Below are 22299 nucleotides of genomic sequence, written 5' to 3'. Positions count from 1 at the left end.
TTAACCGCACTTTTTGTTTTATAAGACTTTCAAGCAAGCCACAAAATGGCTGTTGTTTTGGCTGGTGAGAGGTGGTTTTTGTTTCGCACAATTCTCATCAGCCTTTAGACAGCGAGTACGAAATACGCAACCAGACGGTGGATTAATTGGCGAAGGCAAATCACCTTCAAGTAATTCGATGGATTTATTGCGTTCCAATTTTGGATCGGGGATCGGAACAGCAGACATTAAGGCTTTGGTATAAGGATGTTTGGTATCGTTATATACTTCCACATCGCTGCCTAATTCCATTGCATTGCCTAAATACATCACTAATACGCGGTCAGAAATATGTTTTACCACCGCTAAATCATGAGCGATAAAAATTAAGGAAAGCCCCATTTCTTTTTGCAGGGATTTCAATAAATTCACCACTTGAGCCTGAATCGACACATCTAACGCTGAAACGGGCTCATCACAAATGATCATTTTGGGCTCAATGATTAATGCACGAGCAATACCGATACGCTGACATTGACCACCAGAAAATTCATGTGGGTAGCGGTTAATCAAGTTCGGTAAAAGCCCAACTTTCAACATCATAGCTTGCACTTTTTCTTTCACTTCGGCGGCACTTAAGTGCGGTTGGTAGATCTTTAATGGCTCAGCAATGATTTCGCCAATATTCATTCGCGGATTGAGAGAGGCTAGTGGGTCTTGGAAAATCATTTGAATATCTTTACGCGTTTCTTTCCATTGTTTCGCTGATTGTTTTCGTAAATGTTTACCAAGCCACAAGATTTCCCCTTCACTCGCTTCGACTAAACCGATAATAGTGCGTGCAAGTGTGGATTTACCACAACCAGATTCACCTACTACGCCGAGAGTTTCACCTGCGTAAAGTTTAAAAGACACATCCTTCACCGCTTTTAAGGTTTGCGGTTTGGCGAAGAAAAGGGATTTATCATTTTTAATTTTAAAACTGACGCCTAAGTGATTGACTTCAAGGAGTAATTCTTTGTTGTTTGAGACTGTCATAGGTTAAATTTCTCCGCTGGTAACCAACAATTACGTAATTGACCGTGATTAAATGTAGTCAGTTTTGGCGCAATTTGGCATTGTTCGGTAGCAAATTGGCAACGAGGTGAGAATGGACAACCTTTTGGCAAATGCAATAAATTCGGTGGATTGCCAGGAATGGTTACCAAGTGTTCTTCATTGCCGTCTAAGCGAGGAATCGCATCCATTAAGCCTATGGAATAGGGATGGGTTGGATGATAGAAAATTTGTTCCGCTGTGCCGTATTCCATGGTTCGTCCAGCATACATCACCATAACTTGATCGCAGATACCAGCCACTACCCCAAGATCATGGGTAATCATAATAATCGCAGTATTAAATTCGTGTTTTAACTCATTTAACAAGGTCATGATTTGTGCTTGAACGGTCACATCCAAAGCGGTTGTTGGTTCATCTGCAATGAGTAGTTTGGGACGGCATAATAAGGCCATCGCAATCATCACCCGTTGACGCATACCGCCAGAAAACTCGTGCGGATACATGCCCATGCGTTTTTTAGCTTCTGGCATTTTAACTGCGTCTAACATTTTCACGGATTCGGCAAAGGCAGTTTGTTTATCATAGCCCTTGTGCAATTGCAGCACTTCCATGAGTTGTTCACCGATTTTCATGTAAGGATTTAGTGACGTCATTGGATCTTGGAAAATCATGGAAATTTGCTCGGCGCGGATTTTATTCAATTCAGCATTCGGTAAATTAACTAATTCTTTCCCTTCAAAAATGGCAGAGCCTTCCACTTCACCGTTGGCTGCCAATAAACCCATTAAAGCAAAGGCTGTTTGTGACTTGCCTGATCCACTTTCGCCTACGATGCCCAGCGTGCTTCCTGCATTCAGCGTGAAGTTTAAGTCATTCACTGCTGTGACGACGCCATCTGGTGTTTTGAAGCGAACGTAGAGATTTTTTACATCTAATAAAGGATTCATTATTCGCTCCTATCTATCTTTCGGATCGAGCGCATCACGCAACCCGTCACCGATAAAGTTAAAACAAAATAGGGTAAGGCAAAGGAAAAATGCCGGGAAAATTAATAACCAAGGCGACACTTCCATTTGTGCAGCACCATCACTTAAGAGTGCACCCCAGCTACTCATCGGTTCTTGAGTTCCTAATCCTAAGAAGCTTAAGAATGATTCAAATAGAATGAGCCCAGGCACTTCAAGCGAGGCATAAACTGCCACTAAGCCTAATACATTTGGAATAATGTGTTTCAAAATGATTTGGCGACGAGGTACGCCACAAACGATGGCGGCTTCGACGAATTCTTTATTTTTTAGGCTGAGGGTTTGTCCGCGTACAATACGTGCAAGACCAAGCCAAGCAATGGCCCCGATAGCGATAAAAATTAAGAAAATGTTTTGGCCAAAAAGGGTCACCAACAAAATCACGAAAAACATAAATGGAAATGAGCTGAGAATCTCTAAAAAGCGCATCATCAGCATATCTGTTTTACCGCCTACATAGCCAGAAATCGCTCCATAAATTGTGCCGATAGTCACGGAAATGAAAGCACCAGCAATACCGACCAATAATGAAATCCGTCCACCGATAGCAGTGCGTACCAATAAATCTCGACCCGATGCGTCGGTACCGAAGAAGTGATAGCCTTCCATTGTTGGTGCGGCGCTCATCATATTCCAATCGGTATCTTCATAGGTAAATGGGAAGAACCAAGGCGCTACGGTGATAAATATAATAATAAACGCCAAAATAATCAGACTGGCAACAGCAGCTTTGTTTCGGAAAAAACGGCGTTTCGCATCTTGCCATAGGCTGCGGCCTTCCAGTTGCATTTCTTCAATACGGTCAGCCACTTGTTCCACAAAATCCGCATTTTTCTGATTAATCGGCTGAGTACGATAATCTGTCATAATTTATCCTTAATAACGAATTTTTGGATCGATGATGGCGTATAAAATATCCACAATCGCATTAAATAAAATGGTTAATGTCCCCACTAAAATGGTGAGGCTCAAAACTAAAGAGTAATCGCGGTTCAATGCGCCGTTTACAAATAATAATCCCATGCCAGGTAAACCAAATACGCTTTCGATGACCATTGAGCCGGTAATAATCCCTACGAAAGCAGGTCCTAAATAGGTTATCACGGGTAAAAGTGCGGGACGCAAAGCATGTTTTAAAATGATTCTCGACATGGAAAGTCCTTTAGCTTTGGCGGTTCGAATAAAGTTGGAATGTAACACTTCAATCATTGAACCACGCATGATACGCGCAATCCCTGCAACATAAGCGATAGTTAAGGAGGCTACAGGTAAGATCATGTACATGGCGGTACCGCCGTTCCAACCGCCAGCTGGCAGCCATCCTAGATAAATGGCGAAAATTAGCACTAAAACAGGTGCAAATACGAAGCTTGGCATAATGACCCCAAGCATCGAGAAACTCATCAAAATATAATCCCAACGGCTATTTTGATTGAGAGCGGCGAGCGTACCTGCTGTTACTCCTAGCACGACTGCAAAGGCGAAGGCAGCCATTCCCAATTTTATGGAAACAGGGAAAGCTGACGCGATTAAATCATTGACTGATTGGTCTTTATATTTAAAAGAGGGACCAAAATCTCCTTTGGAAAGATTTTCTAAATAAAGGAAATATTGTTTATATAATGGTTCATTTAAATGATACTTCGCTTCGATATTAGCCATGACTTCTGGCGGATAAGCGCGTTCAGAAGTGAAGGGGCTGCCAGGGGCAAGACGCATCAAAAAGAAAGAAAAAGTAATCAAAATAAACAGCGTCGGTAAGGCTTCCAACAGCCGTTTAAAAATAAACTTGAGCATAACAACTCCAACCAAAATGGGCGAAAAGTGCGGTCAAAAAATACGACGATTTTTAACCGCACTTAAATACGAGCAACGAATTAATGTTTAATAATATAAAGATTGCGTAAGTAAATATGATCTTGTGGATCTTTGCCTGAATAACCTTTTACGTAATGTTTCACTAAGCGTGGATTCACATAGTTAAAGATTGGTACGATACCGTAATCTTTTGCAAGAATTTCTTCGGCTTTCGCATAAGCTTTTGCACGACCTTCTGCATCAGTTGCTGCGTAAGATTCTGCCATCGCTTTATCATATTCTGGATTCGCGTATTTCGCGGTATTGTTACTAGAATTAGATAAGAAATAGTTGCCGAATGTTGTTGCTTGGTTGTAATCCGCATTCCATCCAGCACGCGCCACATCGTAACGACCTGCACGACGGCTATCAATGTAAGTTTTCCACTCTTGGTTTTCTAATTTCACATCAATCAAACCTTTGGTGTTAGCTTTCCACATAGAAGCTGCAGCAATAGCCACTTTTTTGTGGTTTTCATTGGTATTGTAAAGAATGCTGAATTTCAACGGATTCGCTTTACTGTAACCAGCTTCTTCTAAGAGTTTAATGGCTTCTTCATTACGTTGTGCCATCGGTTCTTTTGAATAAGCAGGTTGTTGAATGAGATGACCTTCTTCGATGTAAGTTGGGGTAAACACATAGGTTGGTGTTTGACCTTGGCCCAATACTTTATCGGTGATCACATTACGATCAAGGGATAAGTTCAAGGCTTTACGAATATTCACGTTATCAAAAGGTGCTTTCTTATTGTTTAATTCATAAGAATAAGTTGCTAGGGTACGAGTAACGTATACTTCGCCTGGCAATTCTTTTTGTAATTTAGCGAATTGTTCTGGCGGTAAACCATAACTGGTCATGTCTAAATCGCCCGCACGATAACGCGCTACATCGGTACTTGGGTTTTCAATGGCGAGGAATGTCGCGCTATTGATTACGGTTTCTTTATCGTTCCAATAAAGTGGGTTACGTTCAAATTCGATTTTTTCGTTAATGATGTGGTTAGCCAGCTTATACGCACCGTTACCCACGTAGTTTTCTTTTTTCACCCATGCATCACCCAATTTTTCGACTACTTTTTGTGGTAATGGCAATAAGGATTGGTGAGTCGTTAAACTAACCGCATAAGGCACAGGATTGGTTGCATGAACCACAAAGGTGTAATCATCTTTTGCTTCCACGCCTAATTCAGCCGGTTTTTTCTTACCGTCAATAATGTCTTGCGCATTTTCAACTTGTAAATAACTTAAGTAACTCGCATAAGGTGCAGCAGTTGCAGGATCCACTAAACGACGCCACGCAAACACGAAATCATGTGCAGTAACAGGATCTCCGTTTGACCATTTAGCATCTTTACGTAAATGGAATGTCCAGGTTTTGAAGTCAGGTGTATTTTCCCAGCTTTCAGCCACACCTGGTTGAAGTTTACCTTCAGAGTCTGAGGTGACTAAGCCTTCAAGTAATTGATAAGCAACGTTAGATTCTGGCACACCTTCGGTTTTGTGTGGGTCAAAACTTTGTGGTTCAGCCCCATTATTGAACACGATATGCTGTTTTTCATCTAATTGTGTTCCTTCAGGCACTATAACTGCTTGCGCAGAATAGGAAAGAGCAAGAGCGATTGCAGAGAAGAGTAGTTTGTGTTGCATTTGAGCCTCCTTGTCATTAGGCGATATTTTTATAAAAAGTCTTCTACTTATTAGCTCAAAAATTCATTTTTGTAAAGATTTGTCAGGAAATTATTTGAAGAAAAATTGAGTTTTGTGAGTTGTGTCTAATAAATCGCTAAAAAAATTGCTAAAAGTGATGATATGAGAGGGGGGAATCTAGGATATATTGATTTTTCCTATTGTAAATATTTTCCTACATAAATTACCCTTTTAATGCTAATTGTGCTATCGTAACCCGATTAGATTTAAACAAGTCCATTCAAGGAGAATACAATGACAACACAGTTAGATTCACTTCGTAATATGACCGTCGTCGTAGCTGATACTGGCGATATTGATGCAATCAAAAAATACCAACCACAAGATGCGACTACTAACCCATCATTAATTCTAAGTGCTTCAGCATTACCACAATACGCCCCATTAATTGATGAAGCGCTTGCTTATGCAAAAGCACAAAGTGCAGACAAGGTGCAACAATTAATTGATGCAGAAGATAAATTAGCGGTAAACATCGGCTTAGAAATTTTAAAAATTGTTCCAGGACGCATTTCAACAGAAGTAGATGCTCGCCTTTCTTACGATACCCAAGCAACGGTTGAAAAAGCGCGTAAATTAATCGCACTTTATAATGCAGCAGGCATTTCAAATGATCGTATTTTGATTAAAATCGCTTCGACATGGCAAGGGATCCGAGCTGCAGAAATCCTTGAAAAAGAAGGCATTAACTGTAACTTAACCTTATTATTCTCTGAAGCTCAAGCTCGTGCTTGTGCAGAAGCAGGCGTTTACTTAATTTCGCCATTTGTAGGTCGTATTTTAGACTGGTACAAAGCAAACTCCGACAAAAAAGAATATGCGCCAGCAGAAGATCCAGGCGTTATTTCGGTCACCAAAATTTACAATTACTACAAAGAATATGGCTACAACACCGTTGTGATGGGCGCAAGTTTCCGTAATGTAGGCGAAATTACTGAACTTGCAGGTTGCGATCGTTTAACCATTGCACCAGCATTACTGAAAGAATTACAAGAAAATTCAACCGCACTTGTACGCAAACTAGAATATAAAGGCGAAGTAAAAGCGAAACCACAACCATTAACAGAAGCTGAGTTCTACTGGCAACATAACAGCGATGCTATGGCTGTTGAAAAATTAGCAGAGGGTATTCGTAAATTTGCTGTTGACCAAGAAAAATTGGAAGCCATGCTTTCAGCAAAACTTTAATCCATAATTCAATATAAAAAATAACCGCACTTCAATCTGCTCTTGAATTAGTTAAAGAAAATATTTAACTAATTTGAGTGCAGATTTTTTATTTATTAAGATATAAAAGTGCGGTAAAAATTTAGTTTGTTTTTTGTTTAATTGAACAAACATTGCAAAATATCAAATTTTGTTGAAATAATTTTTGCTTTTCTTTGCAATGAAAGGGGAGGAGAGTAAAATAACGCCAATTATAGAAGTATTTGTAGCCGTAAACTTGTTAAAAGTATTAAATTTTCATCAACTTTTTCAATTTCAATAGTTGGAGTTTGATTATGGCATCAGAAAATCAAAAATTATCTTCTGTTGCTCTCACGCCAGTTGAAGCAACGGATTATGCAGAAAATACAGCGACGTATAAAGCAAATAAACGTCCATTTTTATCGTTTATGTCCGGCATTAGTGCCGGTGCTTGTATTGCCTTAGCCTTTGTATTTTACACAACAACACAAACTGCTAGTGCAGGTGCACCTTGGGGATTAACCAAGTTAGTAGGTGGATTAGTCTTCTCCTTGGGCGTAATTATGGTGGTGATTTTAGGATCTGAATTATTCACCTCTTCTACTTTAACTTTAGTCGCTCGAGTGGGCGGTAGAATCACTACGACACAAATGATTCGAAATTGGATCGTGGTGTATTTAGGCAACTTCGTTGGTGGTTTGTTTATTGCCGCTGTTATTTGGTTTGGTGGACAAACAATGGCAGCAAATGGCCAATGGGGTTTAACGATTCTTGCAACCGCCCAACATAAAATTCATCACACGTGGTTTGAAGCTTTTAACCTAGGTATTTTATGTAACATTATGGTGTGTGTGGCGGTTTGGATGTCTTATTCTGGTAAGACTGTTACAGACAAAGCATTTATTATGATTATGCCGATTAGTTTGTTTGTTGCATCAGGATTTGAACACTGTGTGGCTAATATGTTTATGATTCCAATGGGAATTATTACCGCTCATTTTAGTACACCTGAATTTTGGCAACAAATCGGTGTTGATCCGATGAAATACGCAGATTTAGATTTGTACCATTTCATCGTGAAGAATTTAATCCCTGTAACGTTGGGAAATATTGTCGGCGGGGCAATTTGTATTGGTGTATTCCAACGTTATTTAACCAAAACGCATTAAAGATTTACTTATTTATTAATTAACAAAGGAAATGACTATGTCAGAACTTAATGAAGCGCAAAAATTGGCGTGGGCTGGTTTTGCTGGTGGCGATTGGCAAGAAAATGTCAATGTACGTGACTTTATCCAAAAAAACTATACTCCGTATGAAGGCGATGACTCTTTCTTAGCAGGTCCAACCGAAGCAACAACCAAGCTTTGGGAATCTGTGATGGAAGGAATTAAAATTGAAAACCGTACTCACGCACCATTGGATTTTGATGAACATACGCCATCTACCATTATCTCCCACGCACCCGGTTACATTAACAAAGATTTAGAAAAAATCGTTGGTCTTCAAACTGATGAACCTTTAAAACGTGCCATTATGCCATTCGGTGGTATTAAAATGGTGGAAGGTTCTTGTAAAGTTTATGGTCGTGAACTTGATCCTGAAGTGAAAAAAATCTTCACTGAATATCGTAAAACGCATAACCAAGGTGTATTCGATGTTTATACGCCAGACATTTTACGTTGCCGTAAATCTGGTGTATTAACTGGTCTTCCAGATGCTTATGGTCGTGGCCGTATCATCGGTGACTACCGTCGTGTAGCACTTTACGGTGTAGACTTCTTAATGAAAGATAAATACGCACAATTCTCTTCTTTACAAAAAGATTTAGAAGATGGTGTAAATCTTGAAGCAACAATTCGTTTACGTGAAGAAATCGCAGAACAACACCGTGCATTAGGTCAATTAAAACAAATGGCAGCAAGCTATGGTTATGATATTTCTAACCCGGCAACTAATGCTCAAGAAGCAATTCAATGGATGTACTTTGCTTATCTTGCTGCAATCAAATCACAAAATGGTGCGGCAATGTCATTCGGTCGTACTGCAACCTTCATTGATATCTATATCGAACGTGATTTAAAAGCAGGAAAAATTACTGAAACTGAAGCGCAAGAATTAGTTGACCACTTAGTTATGAAACTCCGTATGGTTCGTTTCTTACGTACGCCTGAATACGATCAATTATTCTCAGGTGACCCAATGTGGGCAACTGAAACCATCGCAGGTATGGGTTTAGACGGTCGTACATTAGTAACCAAAAATACATTCCGTATTTTACACACTCTTTACAACATGGGTACTTCTCCAGAACCAAACTTAACCATTCTTTGGTCTGAACAATTACCTGAAAACTTCAAACGTTTCTGTGCGAAAGTATCGATTGATACCTCATCAGTTCAATATGAAAACGATGATTTAATGCGTCCAGACTTCAACAATGATGACTACGCAATCGCATGTTGTGTATCACCAATGGTTGTGGGTAAACAAATGCAATTCTTCGGCGCTCGTGCAAACTTAGCGAAAACATTGTTATACGCAATCAACGGCGGTATCGATGAAAAATTAGGTATGCAAGTAGGTCCGAAAACTGCACCAATTACTGATGAAGTATTAGATTTCGATACAGTAATGACTCGTATGGATAGCTTTATGGATTGGTTGGCAAAACAATATGTGACCGCCTTAAACGTAATCCACTATATGCACGATAAATATTCATACGAAGCCGCATTAATGGCATTACATGATCGTGATGTATACCGTACCATGGCTTGTGGTATCGCGGGTCTTTCTGTTGCGGCTGACTCACTTTCAGCAATCAAATATGCGAAAGTTAAACCAGTTCGTGGCGACATCAAAGATAAAGATGGCAATGTTGTTGCAACTAACGTAGCAATCGACTTTGAAATCGAAGGTGAATATCCACAATATGGTAACAACGATAACCGTGTTGATGACATCGCTTGTGACTTAGTTGAACGTTTCATGAAGAAAATTCAAAAACTTAAAACTTACCGCAACGCTGTGCCTACACAATCTGTATTAACCATTACTTCTAACGTAGTTTATGGTAAGAAAACAGGTAACACCCCAGATGGTCGTCGTGCTGGTGCACCATTCGGACCAGGTGCGAACCCAATGCACGGTCGTGACCAAAAAGGTGCGGTAGCATCATTAACTTCTGTGGCTAAACTTCCATTTGCTTACGCGAAAGATGGTATTTCTTATACCTTCTCAATCGTACCAAATGCGTTAGGTAAAGATGCAGAAGCACAACGTCGTAATCTTGCTGGCTTGATGGATGGTTACTTCCACCACGAAGCAACTGTTGAAGGTGGCCAACACTTAAATGTGAACGTGCTAAATCGTGAAATGTTGTTAGATGCAATGGAAAATCCGGATAAATATCCGCAATTAACCATCCGTGTATCTGGTTACGCAGTACGTTTCAACTCTTTAACTAAAGAGCAACAACAAGATGTAATTACTAGAACTTTCACAGAGTCAATGTAAAAACATTTTTATTTTTGACCGCACTTTGGCGGAAACATAATATGTATGAGCCTGATTTAAATCAGGCTCATTTTTTATAGACTAGATCTTTGGTAAAATTTAGCTATATCTAATTTTAGGAAATTTATATATGTCAGTTCTTGGACGAATTCACTCTTTTGAATCCTGTGGCACTGTAGATGGGCCAGGTATTCGTTTTATTTTATTTATGCAAGGTTGCTTGATGCGTTGCAAATATTGCCACAATCGTGATACTTGGGATCTTGAAGGTGGCAAAGAAATCAGTGTCGAAGATTTAATGAAAGAAGTCGTGACTTATCGCCATTTTATGAATGCTACAGGTGGTGGTGTTACGGCATCTGGTGGCGAGGCCGTGCTACAAGCTGAGTTCGTACGTGATTGGTTCCGTGCTTGTAAAGCAGAAGGGATTAATACCTGCTTGGATACAAATGGTTTTGTGCGTCATTATGATCATATTATTGATGAATTATTGGATGTAACAGATCTTGTTTTACTCGATTTAAAAGAGCTTAATGATCAAGTTCATCAAAATCTTATTGGGGTACCCAATAAACGTACCCTTGAGTTTGCAAAATATTTGCAAAAACGTAATCAACGCACATGGATTCGTTATGTTGTTGTTCCTGGTTATACCGATAGCGATCACGATGTGCATTTATTAGGTCAGTTTATTGAAGGTATGACCAATATTGAAAAAGTTGAACTTCTTCCTTATCATCGATTAGGTGCGCATAAATGGAAAACCCTTGGGTTAGATTATGAGCTTGAAGATGTATTACCGCCAACCAAAGAATCGTTAGAGCATATTAAAATAATCCTAGAAGGTTATGGACACACTGTAAAATTCTAGAATAAATGCTAGCTAACATAAGGAGTAAATAATGAAAAAAATTATTTTAACATTATCACTTGGGTTGCTTACCGCCTGTTCTGCTCAAACTCAAAAGGCTGAACAAAATGATGTGAAGCTGACAGTGCCGACTGATGTGCGAAGCGGATATGTACGTTTAGTGAAGAATGCAAATTATTACATCGATAGTGAATCTATTTGGGTGGATAACCAAGAGCCACAAATTGTGCATTTTGATGCAGTGGTGAATTTAGATAAGGGATTGTATGTTTATCCTGAGCCTAAACGTTATGCACGTTCTGTTCGTCAGTATAAGATTTTAAATTGTGCAAATTATCATTTAACTCAAGTGCGAACTGATTTCTATGATGAGTTTTGGGGACAGGGTTTACGTGCTGCACCTAAAAAGCAAAAGAAACATACGTTAAGTTTAACACCTGATACAACGCTTTATAATGCTGCTCAGATTATTTGTGCTAATTATGGCAAAGTATTTTCAGTTGATAAAAAATCTGCACCTTAATTAGTTTAAATTTTATTCAACTTTTAGGGTGCAGAGAGTATTTGATTTTTCTGCAGTTATTGTTATTTAACTGCTGGCACTTTTAAGTCTGGTTCGTTTGGTTTTTCAATTGGTGCAAAAGTTTTATCTTTATTCGCATCAATAATTTTTTGAGTATCATTTGCTAATTCGGTTAAACCCATTTTTTCATAAGCCTCCTGCATTAGAAATAATCCTTCATAAGTTGCTTTAGTATCAGGATATTGTTTTAACATTCCTACCACACGATTTGCAACTGCTACCCAAGCTTTACGTTTTGTATAGAATTTTGCAATATCTAATTCGTGACGAGCTAGTGCATCTTTAATATAAGCCATACGAGCTAAAGCATCTTGTGAGTAAGGGCTATTAGGGAATGCACGAACTAAGTTTTGGAAATTAGAAAAAGCGGTACGCATAGAGGTTGTTTCACGTGTTGCACGGTCAATTCCAAAAAAATCTTGGATAACATTATCGCCTGTTGCTGCATTAGTTAAGCCAGCCATATATACCGCATAGGCTTGATTTGGGCTTTGTGGAAATTGATGTAAAAAGCTATCTACCGTCAATAATACTTGCGTATAATCTTGTGCTTTATAGTTTGCATAAATTAAATCTAACATTGCTTGTTCTTGATAAATACTACCAGGGAAACGTTCAGTCGTCGCTTTTAAATAGCGAATGGCTTCAGAGTAGCTACCTTCTTGTAATGATGTTGTACCTTTTGTGTATAATTCATTTACCGATGCTTGTTCAACATCTTTTGAACCACTTGAACATCCAATAACCAATGCTGCCACGGCAAGCAACGCCAAAGATTTTATTTTACGCATTGTTTTTTCCTTAATTTTTACGAAAACCAATAAATAAGATACAATTGTTGGCTATTGTATAGAACATTAATCAATAAGCCAACTTTTAAAATTTTTGAGAGCTATTTATGCCACAAATTACCCTTTCGGCTGAAGTGCAGCCAGAACAAATGGGACAGCGTTTAGACCAAACACTTGCAGAGTTGTTCCCTGAATATTCTCGCTCCCGATTAAAAACGTGGATTGAAGCCGATCTCGTAAAATTAAATGATCGCATTGCCAATATTCCACGAGAGAAAGTGCTTGGAGGAGAGAGAATAGAGATTATTGTTGAAGTGGAAGATGAAACACGTTTTGAAGCAGAAAATATTCCATTGAATATCGTGTATGAAGATGATGATATTATTGTGATTAACAAGCCAAAAGATCTTGTGGTACACCCTGGTGCTGGCAATCCAAATGGAACCGTACTCAATGCGTTACTCTATCATTATCCGCCAATTGCAGAAGTACCTAGAGCAGGAATTGTGCATCGATTAGATAAAGATACGACAGGTCTAATGGTTGTTGCGAAAACTATTCCAGCACAAACTAAGTTAGTACGCGACTTACAAAAACGCAAAATTACGCGTGAATATGAAGCCGTCGCTTCAGGCATTATGACTAAAGGTGGCACGGTAGATCAACCTATGGCTCGTCATGCAACCAAACGCACTTTAATGGCGGTTCATCCAATGGGAAAACCAGCTGTGACCCATTATCGTATTATGGAGAATTACCGTAACTACACCCGTTTACGTTTACGTTTGGAAACGGGTCGTACACATCAAATCCGTGTTCATATGGCACATATTGCCCATCCATTACTAGGCGATCAAACCTATGGCGGACGCCCTCGTCCACCCAAGAATGCAAGTGAAGACTTTATGGAAGTATTGCGTAATTTCAAACGCCAAGCTTTACATGCGGTCATGTTACGTTTAGCTCATCCAATTACAGGGGAGATGATGGAATGGTATGCACCATTGCCTGATGATTTCGTTGAATTGCTCAATGCCCTCAAAGCCGACTATCTCGAACATCAAGATGAGTTAGATTATTAATATGCAAGCGATTAACCCCAATTGGAACGTTCCAAATAATATTCATGCCTTTACCACCACTCGTGAAGGGGGCGTGAGCTTAGAGCCTTATTTGAGTTTCAACTTAGGCGATCATGTGGGTGATAACAAAAGTGCGGTAAAAACCAACCGCACTTTATTAGTCGAAAAATTTGGCTTGCCACAAAAACCTGTATTTTTAACGCAAACACACAGCACTAGAGTACTTCAATTACCTTATTCAGGAGAAAATCTTGAAGCGGATGCTGTTTATACAAATATTCCCAATCAAGTTTGCGTTGTTATGACTGCAGACTGTTTGCCTGTTTTATTTTCTACAATATCTGGAAATGAAGTGGCTGCTGCACATGCTGGCTGGCGTGGTTTATGTGATGGCGTATTGGAAAAAACTGTCAGATGCTTTCAGACCAAACCTGAAGATATTATCGCCTGGTTTGGCCCAGCAATTGGCCCAACAGCATTTCAAGTTGGAATTGATGTTGTAAAACAATTTGTTGCGGTAGATGAAAAAGCCAAACTCGCCTTTCAACCCGATGCAATCGAAGAAGGTAAATACCTAGGTAATCTTTACCAAATCGCGACTCAACGATTAAACAATCTAGGCATTACGCAAATTTATGGTGGAAATCACTGTACATTTAACGAAAAAGAAAAGTTCTTTTCTTATCGCAGGGATAATCAAACGGGACGAATGGCAAGTGTCATTTGGTTTGAATAAATAGTTTAAAAGCGCATAAAATGCACTTTTAGTATCTTTGTTTTATATTCTTTTTTCGATAATACCACCGCCCAAACAAACTTCACCAAGGTAAAATACGGCAGATTGTCCTGGTGTTACTGCTGATTGAGGTTCATCGAAAATCACTCGAATAGTTTCATCATCAATCGGTTCAATCACACAAGAAATATCTTGTTGGCGATAGCGTGTTTTTACCGTGCAACGTAATAACTCTCGAATTGGTTGGCGATCAACCCAATGTAATTGGCTGGCAATTAAACCTTTTGAAAATAAACGAGGATGATCATGACCTTGCGCAACAATAAGTTCATTATTTTCTACATCCTTATCTACTACATACCAAGCTTCATCTCCTGCATTTTTTAAACCACCGATGCCTAATCCTTTACGCTGTCCCAACGTGTGATACATCAAACCATCATGACGACCAATAATTTCGTCATCTACAGTGCGAATATTACCCGGTTGAGCAGGTAAATAGCGTGCTAAGAAATCCTTAAATTTACGCTCTCCAATAAAACAAATACCGGTAGAGTCTTTTTTCTTCGCTGTAATTAAACCAAGATCTTCAGCAATAGAGCGAACAATGGGCTTCTCAATTTCACCAACAGGGAATAAACTTTGCCCTACTTGTTTATGGCTTAAGGTATAAAGAAAATAACTTTGATCTTTATTAGTATCTAAACCACGTAATAATTTTGCATTTTCATCATCACCAGCTCTACGTACATAATGCCCTGTTGCAATGTAATGGGCACCAAGATCTTCAGCTGCATATTCTAAAAATGCTTTAAATTTAATTTCTTTATTACACAGAATATCTGGGTTCGGCGTGCGCCCTGCTTTATATTCAGTTAAAAAATGCTCAAAAACATTATCCCAATATTCTGCAGCAAAATTAATTTTATGTAGTTTGATACCCAATTTATCACATACTGCTTGAGCATCTGCAAGATCAGCTGCAGCAGTACAGTAATCCGTATCATCATCTTCTTCCCAGTTTTTCATAAACAGGCCTTCCACCTGATAGCCTTGCTGTTGAAGAATAAAAGCTGACACAGAAGAATCCACGCCGCCAGACATACCACAAATCACTTTTTTGGTAGCATTTCTCGCAAGCTGTTCTTGCGTCAGTTGAGGAAAGTGTTGATTATAAGTATTTGAAATTAACATATTTCTCCCGTAACTTCGGTTAAGGCGAAGCACATTGGTTAGTTGTTAAGATAGTTGATTATCGTTGATAAAAAACCTTGCCAGTTCGTTCTATATTTTCAGCCAGTTGAGAATGAGTCAAATGCTGATAAATTGATAAATCAAATAAATAGGGTGAATCGGAATCATCAAGTTCAAGCCAAATTTTTCCTAAAATATCTTGGGTTAAATGTTTACCTTTCAGTGTTAAATCAATATCAGAGCCCTCTCTAAAAGTGTTTTGAGCACGAGAGCCATAAATAATCGCAAGCTCAACCTCTGGGTAGTGAGCTAAAATATTTTTTATAATTATCTGCTGTTTATCACTTAATCCAAATTGCTGCATATCATATTCACTTTTTGCTCAAAACTAGTAAATGCAGGTAAATATAGATGAATAATTTTATTAAATTCTTCATTAATCATTTGCTGATCATAAGTATGGACTGTTAGATTACGACTTTTGATCATTTCTAACCAAATTTCTCCCTGACTAATTAGTCCACGGTTAAAAGCTAAACGAGTTGCTGATTTTGAACCATAAAGCTCAGATTCGCCTTCTTCTCGAAGAATATCTTGCATCAATTTCCACGACAATTCGTGAGTGATTTCAAAACTTTGAATAATTCCTTTTTTAATCACATCAATATTGGTATTTCCATATTGAGTTACTTCATTTTTTAAATGAAAAAGGGATTGTTGATAATTTTGGAAACGTTGTAGCCAACGATTATTTGATCGCATAGTTCATCCTCAAGAGGGCGTCAATAACGCCCTATCATCAAAAGAGCGGTCAGTTTTGAGCAAGTTATTTCACTTCATAAAATTGCGAATCATCATCTTTTTTCGCGAATTTTTGCTCATATTCAGCTTTCGCTTGTTCATCGCCTGCATCTAATTTTGATTGAAGCGTGTCACACGGTTTATCACAATCGCAAGCTTTGGCAATACCAAGGGTAGATAAACCACCGCAGCTGCCTTTTAAACTTTGTTTTTTGATAATAAATCCGATAGACATCAACAATATAATTGCGACGAAAGCGATTAAAGTAAAAAATAAAGTTTGCATAACTATTCTTTTGTTTCTGTTAATTTTTTGAACGCAGAGGATGATTTTGCGACAAAACCATTATCTGTTTTAATGATTAAGTAGACGGCAAGATTATTTTTCTCTGCCACTTCTAACGCCTTGTCTTCACCTAGCACAAATAACCCTGTTGATAGACCATCTGCAGTCATTGAAGTTGGTGCAAGTACCGTAATTGAGGCTAAATGATGTTGAATTGGGTAACCAGTTTTCGGATCAATCTCGTGCGCAAAGCGTTTACCATTTTCTTCAAAGTAAATACGGTAATCGCCAGAACTTGCCATTCCCATATTGTCTAATCCAATAACAGCTTCAACCGCTCTTTCGCCTGTTGTAATTGGTTTTTCAATTGCGATCTGCCAAGGTTTGCCTTCAATATTTTTTCCTTTCGCGCGAATTTCACCGCCGATTTCAACCATGTAATTCTGAGCATTTAATTGTTCTAACTTTTCAGCGACCTGATCAACGCCAAAGCCTTTAGCAATCGATGATAAATCAACATAAACTTGAGGAAGAGCTTTACTTAATGTAGCTTTTTCTTTGTTAGTATCTAGGGTAATTTTATCAATGCCAACCCAAGCTTGACGTTCAGCTAATTGTTCTGGTGTAGGTTGTTTTTCTGGGCGTTTTTCAGGACCAAATCCCCATAAATTTACAACTGGGCCAACAGTTACATCTAATGCGCCTTCAGTCACTTTATTTAAACGAATTGCTTCAGCTAATACTTTGGCAAAATCTGCTGAAATATCAATCGGTGTATTCACTTGGGTATTTTGATTGAAACGACTCAGTTCCGAATCTTTTTTGTAAGTGGACATTTTAGCGTTCACATCTTTTAAGATTGCTTCAATTTCTTCATGCGTCTTTTCAGATGTTGCTTTTATTGAACCATCATCAAGGTATTTAACATGATAAGTTGTCCCCATTGTTTTACCGCTTAAAGAGATAACTTTTGTTTCTTTTTGACAAGCTGCAAGACTTAATGCCATTGCTACAGCCATAATACCGCTTATTAATTTTTTCATCTGGATTTCCTAAATGTGTGAATTACTGGCAAACTCAACAAAACTTACCTGTAATCATAGAAAATTTCTAAAAACATCTTAAATTTTGACCGCACTTATCACAAAGTGCGGTCAGCTTTTATAATGAATTGATTAACTAAAATCAGCCACCAAAGTCATCTAATAAAATGTTTTCATCTTCAACACCAAGATCTTTCAACATTTTAATTACAGCTGCATTCATCACTGGAGGCCCACACATATAGTATTCACAGTCTTCTGGTGCTTCATGATTTTTCAAGTAGTTTTCATAAAGTACATTGTGAATAAAGCCTGTGTAGCCAGTCCAATTATCTTCAGGTAGCGCATCTGATAATGCAACATGCCATACGAAATTATCATTTTCAGCTTGTAATTGGTCAAAATCTTCTTGATAGAAGATTTCACGTTTAGAACGTGCGCCATACCAGAACGACATTTTACGTTTAGAATGTAAACGTTTTAATTGGTCGAAGATATGCGAACGCATTGGAGCCATACCTGCACCACCACCGATAAATACCATTTCTGCATCGGTTTCTTTCGCAAAGAATTCCCCAAATGGGCCAGAAATTGTGACTTTATCTCCTGCTTTTAATGACCAAATGTAAGAAGACATTTGACCCGGAGGTGCATCAGGTTGGCGTGGAGGAGGTGTTGCAATACGCACGTTAAGCATAATGATACCTTTCTCTTCAGGGTATGAAGCCATTGAGTAAGCACGGATAATATGTTCGTCCACTTTAGAGACATAACGCCATAAATCATATTTATCCCAGTCTTCGTGGTATTCTTCTGGAATATCAAAATCTTTATAGTTTACCACATGTGGATCAGCTTCGATTTGGATATAGCCACCTGCGCGGAAAGGTACTTCCTCGCCTTCAGGAATAGCCAATTTAAGCTCTTTAATAAAGGTTGCTTTGTTATCATTAGAAATAACGGTGCATTCCCATTTTTTAACGCCGAAGATTTCTTCTGGAAGTTCAACGTCCATATTGCCTTTTACATTAACTTGGCAAGCTAAGCGATAGCCCTCTTTTGCTTCACGTTTGTTAATGTGAGAAAGTTCTGTGGGAAGAATTTCTCCACCACCATTTTTCACTTTAACAATACATTGACCACAAGAGCCACCACCGCCACAAGCAGAAGATACGAAAATACCTTTACTTGCTAAAGCACCTAATAATTTACCACCTGCAGGTAATGTGATGGCTTTTTCAGGATCGTCATTGATACCGATAATGATATCGCCAGAATCGACTAATTTTGATTTCGCAAATAAGATGATCGCCACTAATACTAATACAATAACCGTGAATGCGGCAATACCGAGTGCAAGAATTACTGAATCGCTCATTGATTACACTCCTTATAATTGAATACCAGAGAAAGACATAAAGCCTAGCGCCATTAAACCAACAGAGATAAAGGTAATACCTAAACCTTTTAATCCAGCAGGAATATCAGCGTATTTCATTTTTTCCGTTAAGCCAGCAAGCGCCACAATCGCTAACATCCAACCTAAACCTGAGCCGAAACCATACACGATAGATTCAGGGAAATTGTAATCACGTTGAACCATGAAAGATACGCCACCAAAGATCGCACAGTTTACTGCGATTAAAGGTAAGAAAATCCCTAATGCGTTATAAAGTGACGGCATAAATTTATCTAATACCATTTCGAGTATTTGTACCAAACCTGCAATAACCCCAATGAAAGTGATAAAGTTTAAGAATGATAAATCTACACCTTCAATTAAAGCATTTTCTTTTAGTACATTTGCGTAAATTAATTGGTTTACTGGCACTGCGATACCAAGAACGAAAGTTACCGCAATCCCAAGACCGAACGCAGTTGATACCTTTTTAGATACCGCTAAGAAAGTACACATCCCCAAGAAGAAAGAAAGTGCCATATTTTCAATGAAGACTGCCTTAACAAATAGGCTAATATAATGTTCCATTGATTACTTCTCCTGTTGCTCTGGTTTCCAAGTTCTTAATCCCCAGATCACAAATCCGATAATAAAGAATGCACTTGGTGCAAGTAGGAATAAACCATTTGCTTGATACCAGCCACCATTTTGAATAGTTTCAAAAATAGTAATACCAAATAATTTACCTGAACCGATAAGTTCACGGAAAAATGCTACGATAATTAACATCGAACCATAACCTAAGCCATTTCCGATACCATCTACAAAACTTTCAACGGGAGGGGATTTCATCGCAAATGCTTCGGCACGTCCCATTACGATACAGTTAGTAATAATCAAACCAACGAATACCGAAAGCTGTTTAGATAAACCATAAGCATAGGCTTTTAGAATTTGATCCACTACGATAACAAGCGAAGCGATGATTGCGAGCTGTACAATAATACGAATGCTGTTAGGGATATAATTGCGGATTAGGGAAACAAATAAGTTTGATAATCCAGTTACTAAGGTAACTGCAATTGCCATAACAAAAGCAGTTTCTAATTTTGTTGTTACAGCTAATGCAGAACAAATCCCTAAGATTTGCAATGCAATAGGGTTGTTTTTAGCAATTGGCGCTAACAACAGATCTTTATAACTTGTTTTTCCAGACATTAGTTTGCTCCTGAATGAAGTTTTTCAAGATATGGACCAAAGCCATCTTTGCTGAACCAATAATTAAAGGTACCTTGAACACCATTACCTGTTAAAGTTGCACCAGATAAACCATCAATACTATGCTCATCTTGTGGAGCTTGACCTTTCACAATATGAATGGCAGGTTGATGTTGCTCATCAAATAATTTTTTACCTTTAAATAGACTTGCCCAGTTTGGATTTTCAATTTCTCCGCCCAATCCTGGTGTTTCGCCGTGTTGATAGTAAGTAATTCCATTAATAGTATTACCATCTGGTTGAACAGATACTAAGCCATACATCACTGACCACAAGCCAGTGCCATAAATTGGTAAAATAACTTGTTGAGTTTGACCCTGTTCATCTTTTACAAGATAAACTTCAGTTGTTTTGCTACGAGAACGAATACGTGCTTTATCCGAATCAGCAGGAATTGCTTGTTGGCTATCATCTGCTTGTTGTGTGTATTCGCCTGTTGCTAAATCAACGAAACGCGGCTCAATAAATTTTGCATAAGTTTCTTTTACATTCGTATTTGCTTGTAAAAGACCAGCTACATTTAAAATATTTTTTTGTTTATCGAGCAATTTTTGTTCTTCTTGTGCAGGTTTTAACATTACTGCGGAACCAGCAACAATAATGGAACAAACTAAACTCAGTAGTAGCACAACAAGGATTGTGCCGCCTACACTGTCTTTATTAAATTTAGCCATTTGTTCTCGCTCTCCGACGTTTGATATTTGCTTGAACAACGATGTAGTCGAAAATCGGTGCAAATAAATTTGCAAATAAAATCGCTAACATCATTCCTTCTGGATAGGCTGGGTTTATAGTACGAATTAATACAGCCATTACACCAATTAATGCACCGTACCACCATTTACCAGTATTAGTAAAAGATGCTGAAACAGGATCGGTCGCCATAAATACCATACCCAATGCAAATCCACCTAAAACAAAGTGCCAATGCCAAGGCATTGAGAACATAGGGTTAGTCTCTGAGCCAATTAGGTTAAACAAGGTTGAGGTTGCAATCATGCCAATCATTACACCAGCAATAATGCGCCAAGATGCAATGCGAGTGAATACAATAACAGCACCGCCAATTAAAATTGCAAGGGTAGAAACTTCCCCCATTGAACCAGGTAAGTTACCAACAAAAGCATCCATCCAAGTAATTGGAGCACCTGTTACGGTATGTTGCAATGCACCTTGACCACCTTGTGACCACTGTGAAAGTGCGGTTGCACCAGAAAAACCATCCGCGGCAGTCCAAACCGTATCGCCTGAAATTTGAGCTGGATATGCGAAGAATAAGAAAGCTCGACCCGCAAGTGCAGGGTTCATAAAGTTACGACCAACACCACCAAAAATTTCTTTTGCAACAACGATACCAAAAGTAATACCTAATGCGGCTTGCCATAGTGGCAATGTTGGTGGAACGATCAATGCAAATAAAATGGTTGATACAAACATACCTTCATTTACTTCGTGACCACGAACCACAGAGAATAATAATTCCCAAATAGTACAAACGGTAAATACCACTAAGTAAATTGGTAAAAAGAAAATTGCCCCAAGTGCTATTTTTGAGCCCCAAGTTGCATTGGCAGTTAAATCTAAACCTAATGAATTAGCAAGAGCATAGTGCCAATCGTTAGCAATTAGTTGATCTAAATTGCCTAATTGATTTAAAGCGGGGATCGCTTGGTTACCCACATTGTACATCCCGTAGAAAATAGCAGGGAACAACGCAAGGAAAACCGTAATCATCATACGTTTTGAATCTAACGCATCACGAACGTGAGTGTTTTTGTGCGTTACCGTACCAGGTGTATAAAGCAAGGTATAAATCGATTCAAAGATCGGATAAAGTTTGCTGTATTTACCACCGGGTAAAAACGCGGGTTCCATTTTTTCAAAAAGATTTTTCAAACCCAT

23 protein-coding genes are annotated in these 22299 nt (G+C 38.6%); 7 read left to right on the top strand and 16 right to left on the bottom strand.

Annotation, left to right across the window (positions count from 1 at the left end):
• Positions 1-18: 18 nt before the first annotated feature.
• The 5 genes from oppF to DQN24_RS08180 all read right to left on the bottom strand — a co-directional run bounded on the left by oppF (position 19) and on the right by DQN24_RS08180 (position 5566).
• Positions 19-1017: a murein tripeptide/oligopeptide ABC transporter ATP binding protein OppF gene (gene oppF / locus DQN24_RS08200; protein ID WP_050948566.1), complete on the bottom strand. Its 999-nt coding sequence runs from the start codon at positions 1015-1017 to the stop codon at positions 19-21.
• Positions 1014-1985: an ABC transporter ATP-binding protein gene (locus tag DQN24_RS08195; RefSeq protein ID WP_050948565.1), complete on the bottom strand. Its 972-nt coding sequence runs from the start codon at positions 1983-1985 to the stop codon at positions 1014-1016. The genes oppF and DQN24_RS08195 overlap by 4 nt, the downstream gene beginning before the upstream one ends.
• Positions 1986-1994: 9 nt before the next feature.
• Positions 1995-2930 carry an oligopeptide ABC transporter permease OppC gene (gene oppC, locus DQN24_RS08190; protein ID WP_005651799.1) on the bottom strand — a complete coding sequence of 312 codons (936 nt, stop codon included), beginning with the start codon at positions 2928-2930 and terminating at the stop codon, positions 1995-1997.
• A gap of 9 nt (positions 2931-2939) precedes the next feature.
• Positions 2940-3860, bottom strand: coding sequence for an oligopeptide ABC transporter permease OppB (oppB, locus tag DQN24_RS08185; protein ID WP_046067751.1), 921 nt, complete (start codon positions 3858-3860; stop codon positions 2940-2942).
• 80 nt (positions 3861-3940) lie between these two features.
• Positions 3941-5566, bottom strand: coding sequence for an ABC transporter substrate-binding protein (locus DQN24_RS08180; RefSeq protein WP_111695688.1), 1626 nt, complete (start codon positions 5564-5566; stop codon positions 3941-3943).
• A gap of 294 nt (positions 5567-5860) precedes the next feature.
• On the opposite strand from DQN24_RS08180, the gene tal reads away from it, so the two are divergent.
• The 5 genes from tal to DQN24_RS08155 all read left to right on the top strand — a co-directional run bounded on the left by tal (position 5861) and on the right by DQN24_RS08155 (position 11727).
• Positions 5861-6814, top strand: a complete 954-nt coding sequence (gene tal, locus DQN24_RS08175; RefSeq protein ID WP_111695687.1) for a transaldolase — start codon at positions 5861-5863, stop codon at positions 6812-6814.
• A gap of 314 nt (positions 6815-7128) precedes the next feature.
• Positions 7129-7983, top strand: coding sequence for a formate transporter FocA (focA, locus tag DQN24_RS08170; RefSeq protein ID WP_050848330.1), 855 nt, complete (start codon positions 7129-7131; stop codon positions 7981-7983).
• A gap of 37 nt (positions 7984-8020) precedes the next feature.
• Positions 8021-10333, top strand: coding sequence for a formate C-acetyltransferase (gene pflB / locus DQN24_RS08165; protein WP_050948562.1), 2313 nt, complete (start codon positions 8021-8023; stop codon positions 10331-10333).
• 130 nt (positions 10334-10463) lie between these two features.
• Positions 10464-11204 (top strand): pyruvate formate lyase 1-activating protein, encoded by a 741-nt coding sequence (pflA, locus tag DQN24_RS08160; RefSeq protein WP_105182528.1) that lies wholly within the window; start codon positions 10464-10466, stop codon positions 11202-11204.
• 31 nt (positions 11205-11235) lie between these two features.
• Positions 11236-11727 carry a surface-adhesin protein E gene (locus DQN24_RS08155; RefSeq protein ID WP_021034926.1) on the top strand — a complete coding sequence of 164 codons (492 nt, stop codon included), beginning with the start codon at positions 11236-11238 and terminating at the stop codon, positions 11725-11727.
• Between the two features lie 62 nt (positions 11728-11789).
• Here DQN24_RS08155 and DQN24_RS08150 read toward each other — a convergent pair whose 3' ends face one another.
• A complete protein-coding gene (locus tag DQN24_RS08150) occupies positions 11790-12578 on the bottom strand; it encodes an outer membrane protein assembly factor BamD (protein WP_111695686.1) in 789 nt (262 codons plus the stop codon).
• A 107-nt stretch (positions 12579-12685) separates the two neighbouring features.
• On the opposite strand from DQN24_RS08150, the gene rluD reads away from it, so the two are divergent.
• Both rluD and pgeF read left to right on the top strand, forming a co-directional pair.
• Complete coding sequence (rluD, locus tag DQN24_RS08145; protein WP_005658166.1) at positions 12686-13660, top strand: 23S rRNA pseudouridine(1911/1915/1917) synthase RluD; 975 nt, start codon at positions 12686-12688, stop codon at positions 13658-13660.
• 1 nt (position 13661) lies between these two features.
• Positions 13662-14396 (top strand): peptidoglycan editing factor PgeF, encoded by a 735-nt coding sequence (gene pgeF / locus DQN24_RS08140; protein WP_111695685.1) that lies wholly within the window; start codon positions 13662-13664, stop codon positions 14394-14396.
• Between the two features lie 42 nt (positions 14397-14438).
• Here pgeF and mnmA read toward each other — a convergent pair whose 3' ends face one another.
• From mnmA to DQN24_RS08090, 10 genes are all read right to left on the bottom strand, one after another.
• The gene (gene mnmA / locus DQN24_RS08135) at positions 14439-15590 is read right to left on the bottom strand and encodes a tRNA 2-thiouridine(34) synthase MnmA (RefSeq protein WP_050846783.1); all 1152 of its coding nucleotides are present in this window, start codon (positions 15588-15590) and stop codon (positions 14439-14441) included.
• 58 nt (positions 15591-15648) lie between these two features.
• Entirely contained in the window at positions 15649-15954 is a 306-nt protein-coding gene (locus DQN24_RS08130) for a nucleotidyltransferase domain-containing protein (protein WP_050846784.1), read from the bottom strand.
• The gene (locus tag DQN24_RS08125; RefSeq protein ID WP_050846785.1) at positions 15936-16352 is read right to left on the bottom strand and encodes a nucleotidyltransferase substrate binding protein; all 417 of its coding nucleotides are present in this window, start codon (positions 16350-16352) and stop codon (positions 15936-15938) included. Before DQN24_RS08125 ends, DQN24_RS08130 begins: the two co-directional genes overlap by 19 nt.
• Positions 16353-16416: 64 nt before the next feature.
• Positions 16417-16677, bottom strand: coding sequence for a (Na+)-NQR maturation NqrM (nqrM, locus tag DQN24_RS08120; protein ID WP_005629187.1), 261 nt, complete (start codon positions 16675-16677; stop codon positions 16417-16419).
• A gap of 2 nt (positions 16678-16679) precedes the next feature.
• Entirely contained in the window at positions 16680-17720 is a 1041-nt protein-coding gene (locus DQN24_RS08115; RefSeq protein ID WP_005658172.1) for an FAD:protein FMN transferase, read from the bottom strand.
• Positions 17721-17862: 142 nt separating this feature from the next.
• Positions 17863-19098: an NADH:ubiquinone reductase (Na(+)-transporting) subunit F gene (gene nqrF, locus DQN24_RS08110; protein WP_050846786.1), complete on the bottom strand. Its 1236-nt coding sequence runs from the start codon at positions 19096-19098 to the stop codon at positions 17863-17865.
• Positions 19099-19110: 12 nt separating this feature from the next.
• On the bottom strand, positions 19111-19707 hold the full coding sequence (nqrE, locus tag DQN24_RS08105) for an NADH:ubiquinone reductase (Na(+)-transporting) subunit E (protein ID WP_005631374.1): 597 nt from the start codon (positions 19705-19707) through the stop codon (positions 19111-19113).
• A gap of 3 nt (positions 19708-19710) precedes the next feature.
• Positions 19711-20337 carry an NADH:ubiquinone reductase (Na(+)-transporting) subunit D gene (gene nqrD / locus DQN24_RS08100; RefSeq protein WP_111695684.1) on the bottom strand — a complete coding sequence of 209 codons (627 nt, stop codon included), beginning with the start codon at positions 20335-20337 and terminating at the stop codon, positions 19711-19713.
• Positions 20337-21071, bottom strand: coding sequence for a Na(+)-translocating NADH-quinone reductase subunit C (locus DQN24_RS08095; RefSeq protein ID WP_111695683.1), 735 nt, complete (start codon positions 21069-21071; stop codon positions 20337-20339). The genes nqrD and DQN24_RS08095 overlap by 1 nt, the downstream gene beginning before the upstream one ends.
• Positions 21064-22299, bottom strand: a complete 1236-nt coding sequence (locus DQN24_RS08090; RefSeq protein ID WP_111695682.1) for an NADH:ubiquinone reductase (Na(+)-transporting) subunit B — start codon at positions 22297-22299, stop codon at positions 21064-21066. The genes DQN24_RS08095 and DQN24_RS08090 overlap by 8 nt, the downstream gene beginning before the upstream one ends.

Source organism: Haemophilus influenzae, from assembly GCF_900475755.1.
GTDB classification, from domain to species: domain Bacteria; phylum Pseudomonadota; class Gammaproteobacteria; order Enterobacterales; family Pasteurellaceae; genus Haemophilus; species Haemophilus influenzae_D.
Note: the sequence above shows the minus strand (reverse complement) of the source record. Positions and strands in the feature narration are given on the sequence as shown.

Bases quoted from the DNA above. Each gene is read 5' to 3' on its own strand.
- tal (WP_111695687.1), top strand. From the start codon at position 5,861: ATGACAACACAGTTAGATTCACTTCGTAATATGACCGTCGTCGTAGCT.
- rluD (WP_005658166.1), top strand. From the start codon at position 12,686: ATGCCACAAATTACCCTTTCGGCTGAAGTGCAGCCAGAACAAATGGGA.
- DQN24_RS08195 (WP_050948565.1), bottom strand. From the start codon at position 1,985: ATGAATCCTTTATTAGATGTAAAAAATCTCTACGTTCGCTTCAAAACA.
- focA (WP_050848330.1), top strand. From the start codon at position 7,129: ATGGCATCAGAAAATCAAAAATTATCTTCTGTTGCTCTCACGCCAGTT.
- DQN24_RS08125 (WP_050846785.1), bottom strand. From the start codon at position 16,352: ATGCGATCAAATAATCGTTGGCTACAACGTTTCCAAAATTATCAACAA.
- pgeF (WP_111695685.1), top strand. From the start codon at position 13,662: ATGCAAGCGATTAACCCCAATTGGAACGTTCCAAATAATATTCATGCC.
- pflB (WP_050948562.1), top strand. From the start codon at position 8,021: ATGTCAGAACTTAATGAAGCGCAAAAATTGGCGTGGGCTGGTTTTGCT.
- pflA (WP_105182528.1), top strand. From the start codon at position 10,464: ATGTCAGTTCTTGGACGAATTCACTCTTTTGAATCCTGTGGCACTGTA.
- DQN24_RS08090 (WP_111695682.1), bottom strand. From the start codon at position 22,299: ATGGGTTTGAAAAATCTTTTTGAAAAAATGGAACCCGCGTTTTTACCC.
- DQN24_RS08095 (WP_111695683.1), bottom strand. From the start codon at position 21,071: ATGGCTAAATTTAATAAAGACAGTGTAGGCGGCACAATCCTTGTTGTG.
- DQN24_RS08155 (WP_021034926.1), top strand. From the start codon at position 11,236: ATGAAAAAAATTATTTTAACATTATCACTTGGGTTGCTTACCGCCTGT.
- nqrF (WP_050846786.1), bottom strand. From the start codon at position 19,098: ATGAGCGATTCAGTAATTCTTGCACTCGGTATTGCCGCATTCACGGTT.
- mnmA (WP_050846783.1), bottom strand. From the start codon at position 15,590: ATGTTAATTTCAAATACTTATAATCAACACTTTCCTCAACTGACGCAA.
- nqrE (WP_005631374.1), bottom strand. From the start codon at position 19,707: ATGGAACATTATATTAGCCTATTTGTTAAGGCAGTCTTCATTGAAAAT.
- oppC (WP_005651799.1), bottom strand. From the start codon at position 2,930: ATGACAGATTATCGTACTCAGCCGATTAATCAGAAAAATGCGGATTTT.
- DQN24_RS08115 (WP_005658172.1), bottom strand. From the start codon at position 17,720: ATGAAAAAATTAATAAGCGGTATTATGGCTGTAGCAATGGCATTAAGT.
- DQN24_RS08130 (WP_050846784.1), bottom strand. From the start codon at position 15,954: ATGCAGCAATTTGGATTAAGTGATAAACAGCAGATAATTATAAAAAAT.
- DQN24_RS08150 (WP_111695686.1), bottom strand. From the start codon at position 12,578: ATGCGTAAAATAAAATCTTTGGCGTTGCTTGCCGTGGCAGCATTGGTT.
- oppF (WP_050948566.1), bottom strand. From the start codon at position 1,017: ATGACAGTCTCAAACAACAAAGAATTACTCCTTGAAGTCAATCACTTA.
- nqrM (WP_005629187.1), bottom strand. From the start codon at position 16,677: ATGCAAACTTTATTTTTTACTTTAATCGCTTTCGTCGCAATTATATTG.
- nqrD (WP_111695684.1), bottom strand. From the start codon at position 20,337: ATGTCTGGAAAAACAAGTTATAAAGATCTGTTGTTAGCGCCAATTGCT.
- oppB (WP_046067751.1), bottom strand. From the start codon at position 3,860: ATGCTCAAGTTTATTTTTAAACGGCTGTTGGAAGCCTTACCGACGCTG.
- DQN24_RS08180 (WP_111695688.1), bottom strand. From the start codon at position 5,566: ATGCAACACAAACTACTCTTCTCTGCAATCGCTCTTGCTCTTTCCTAT.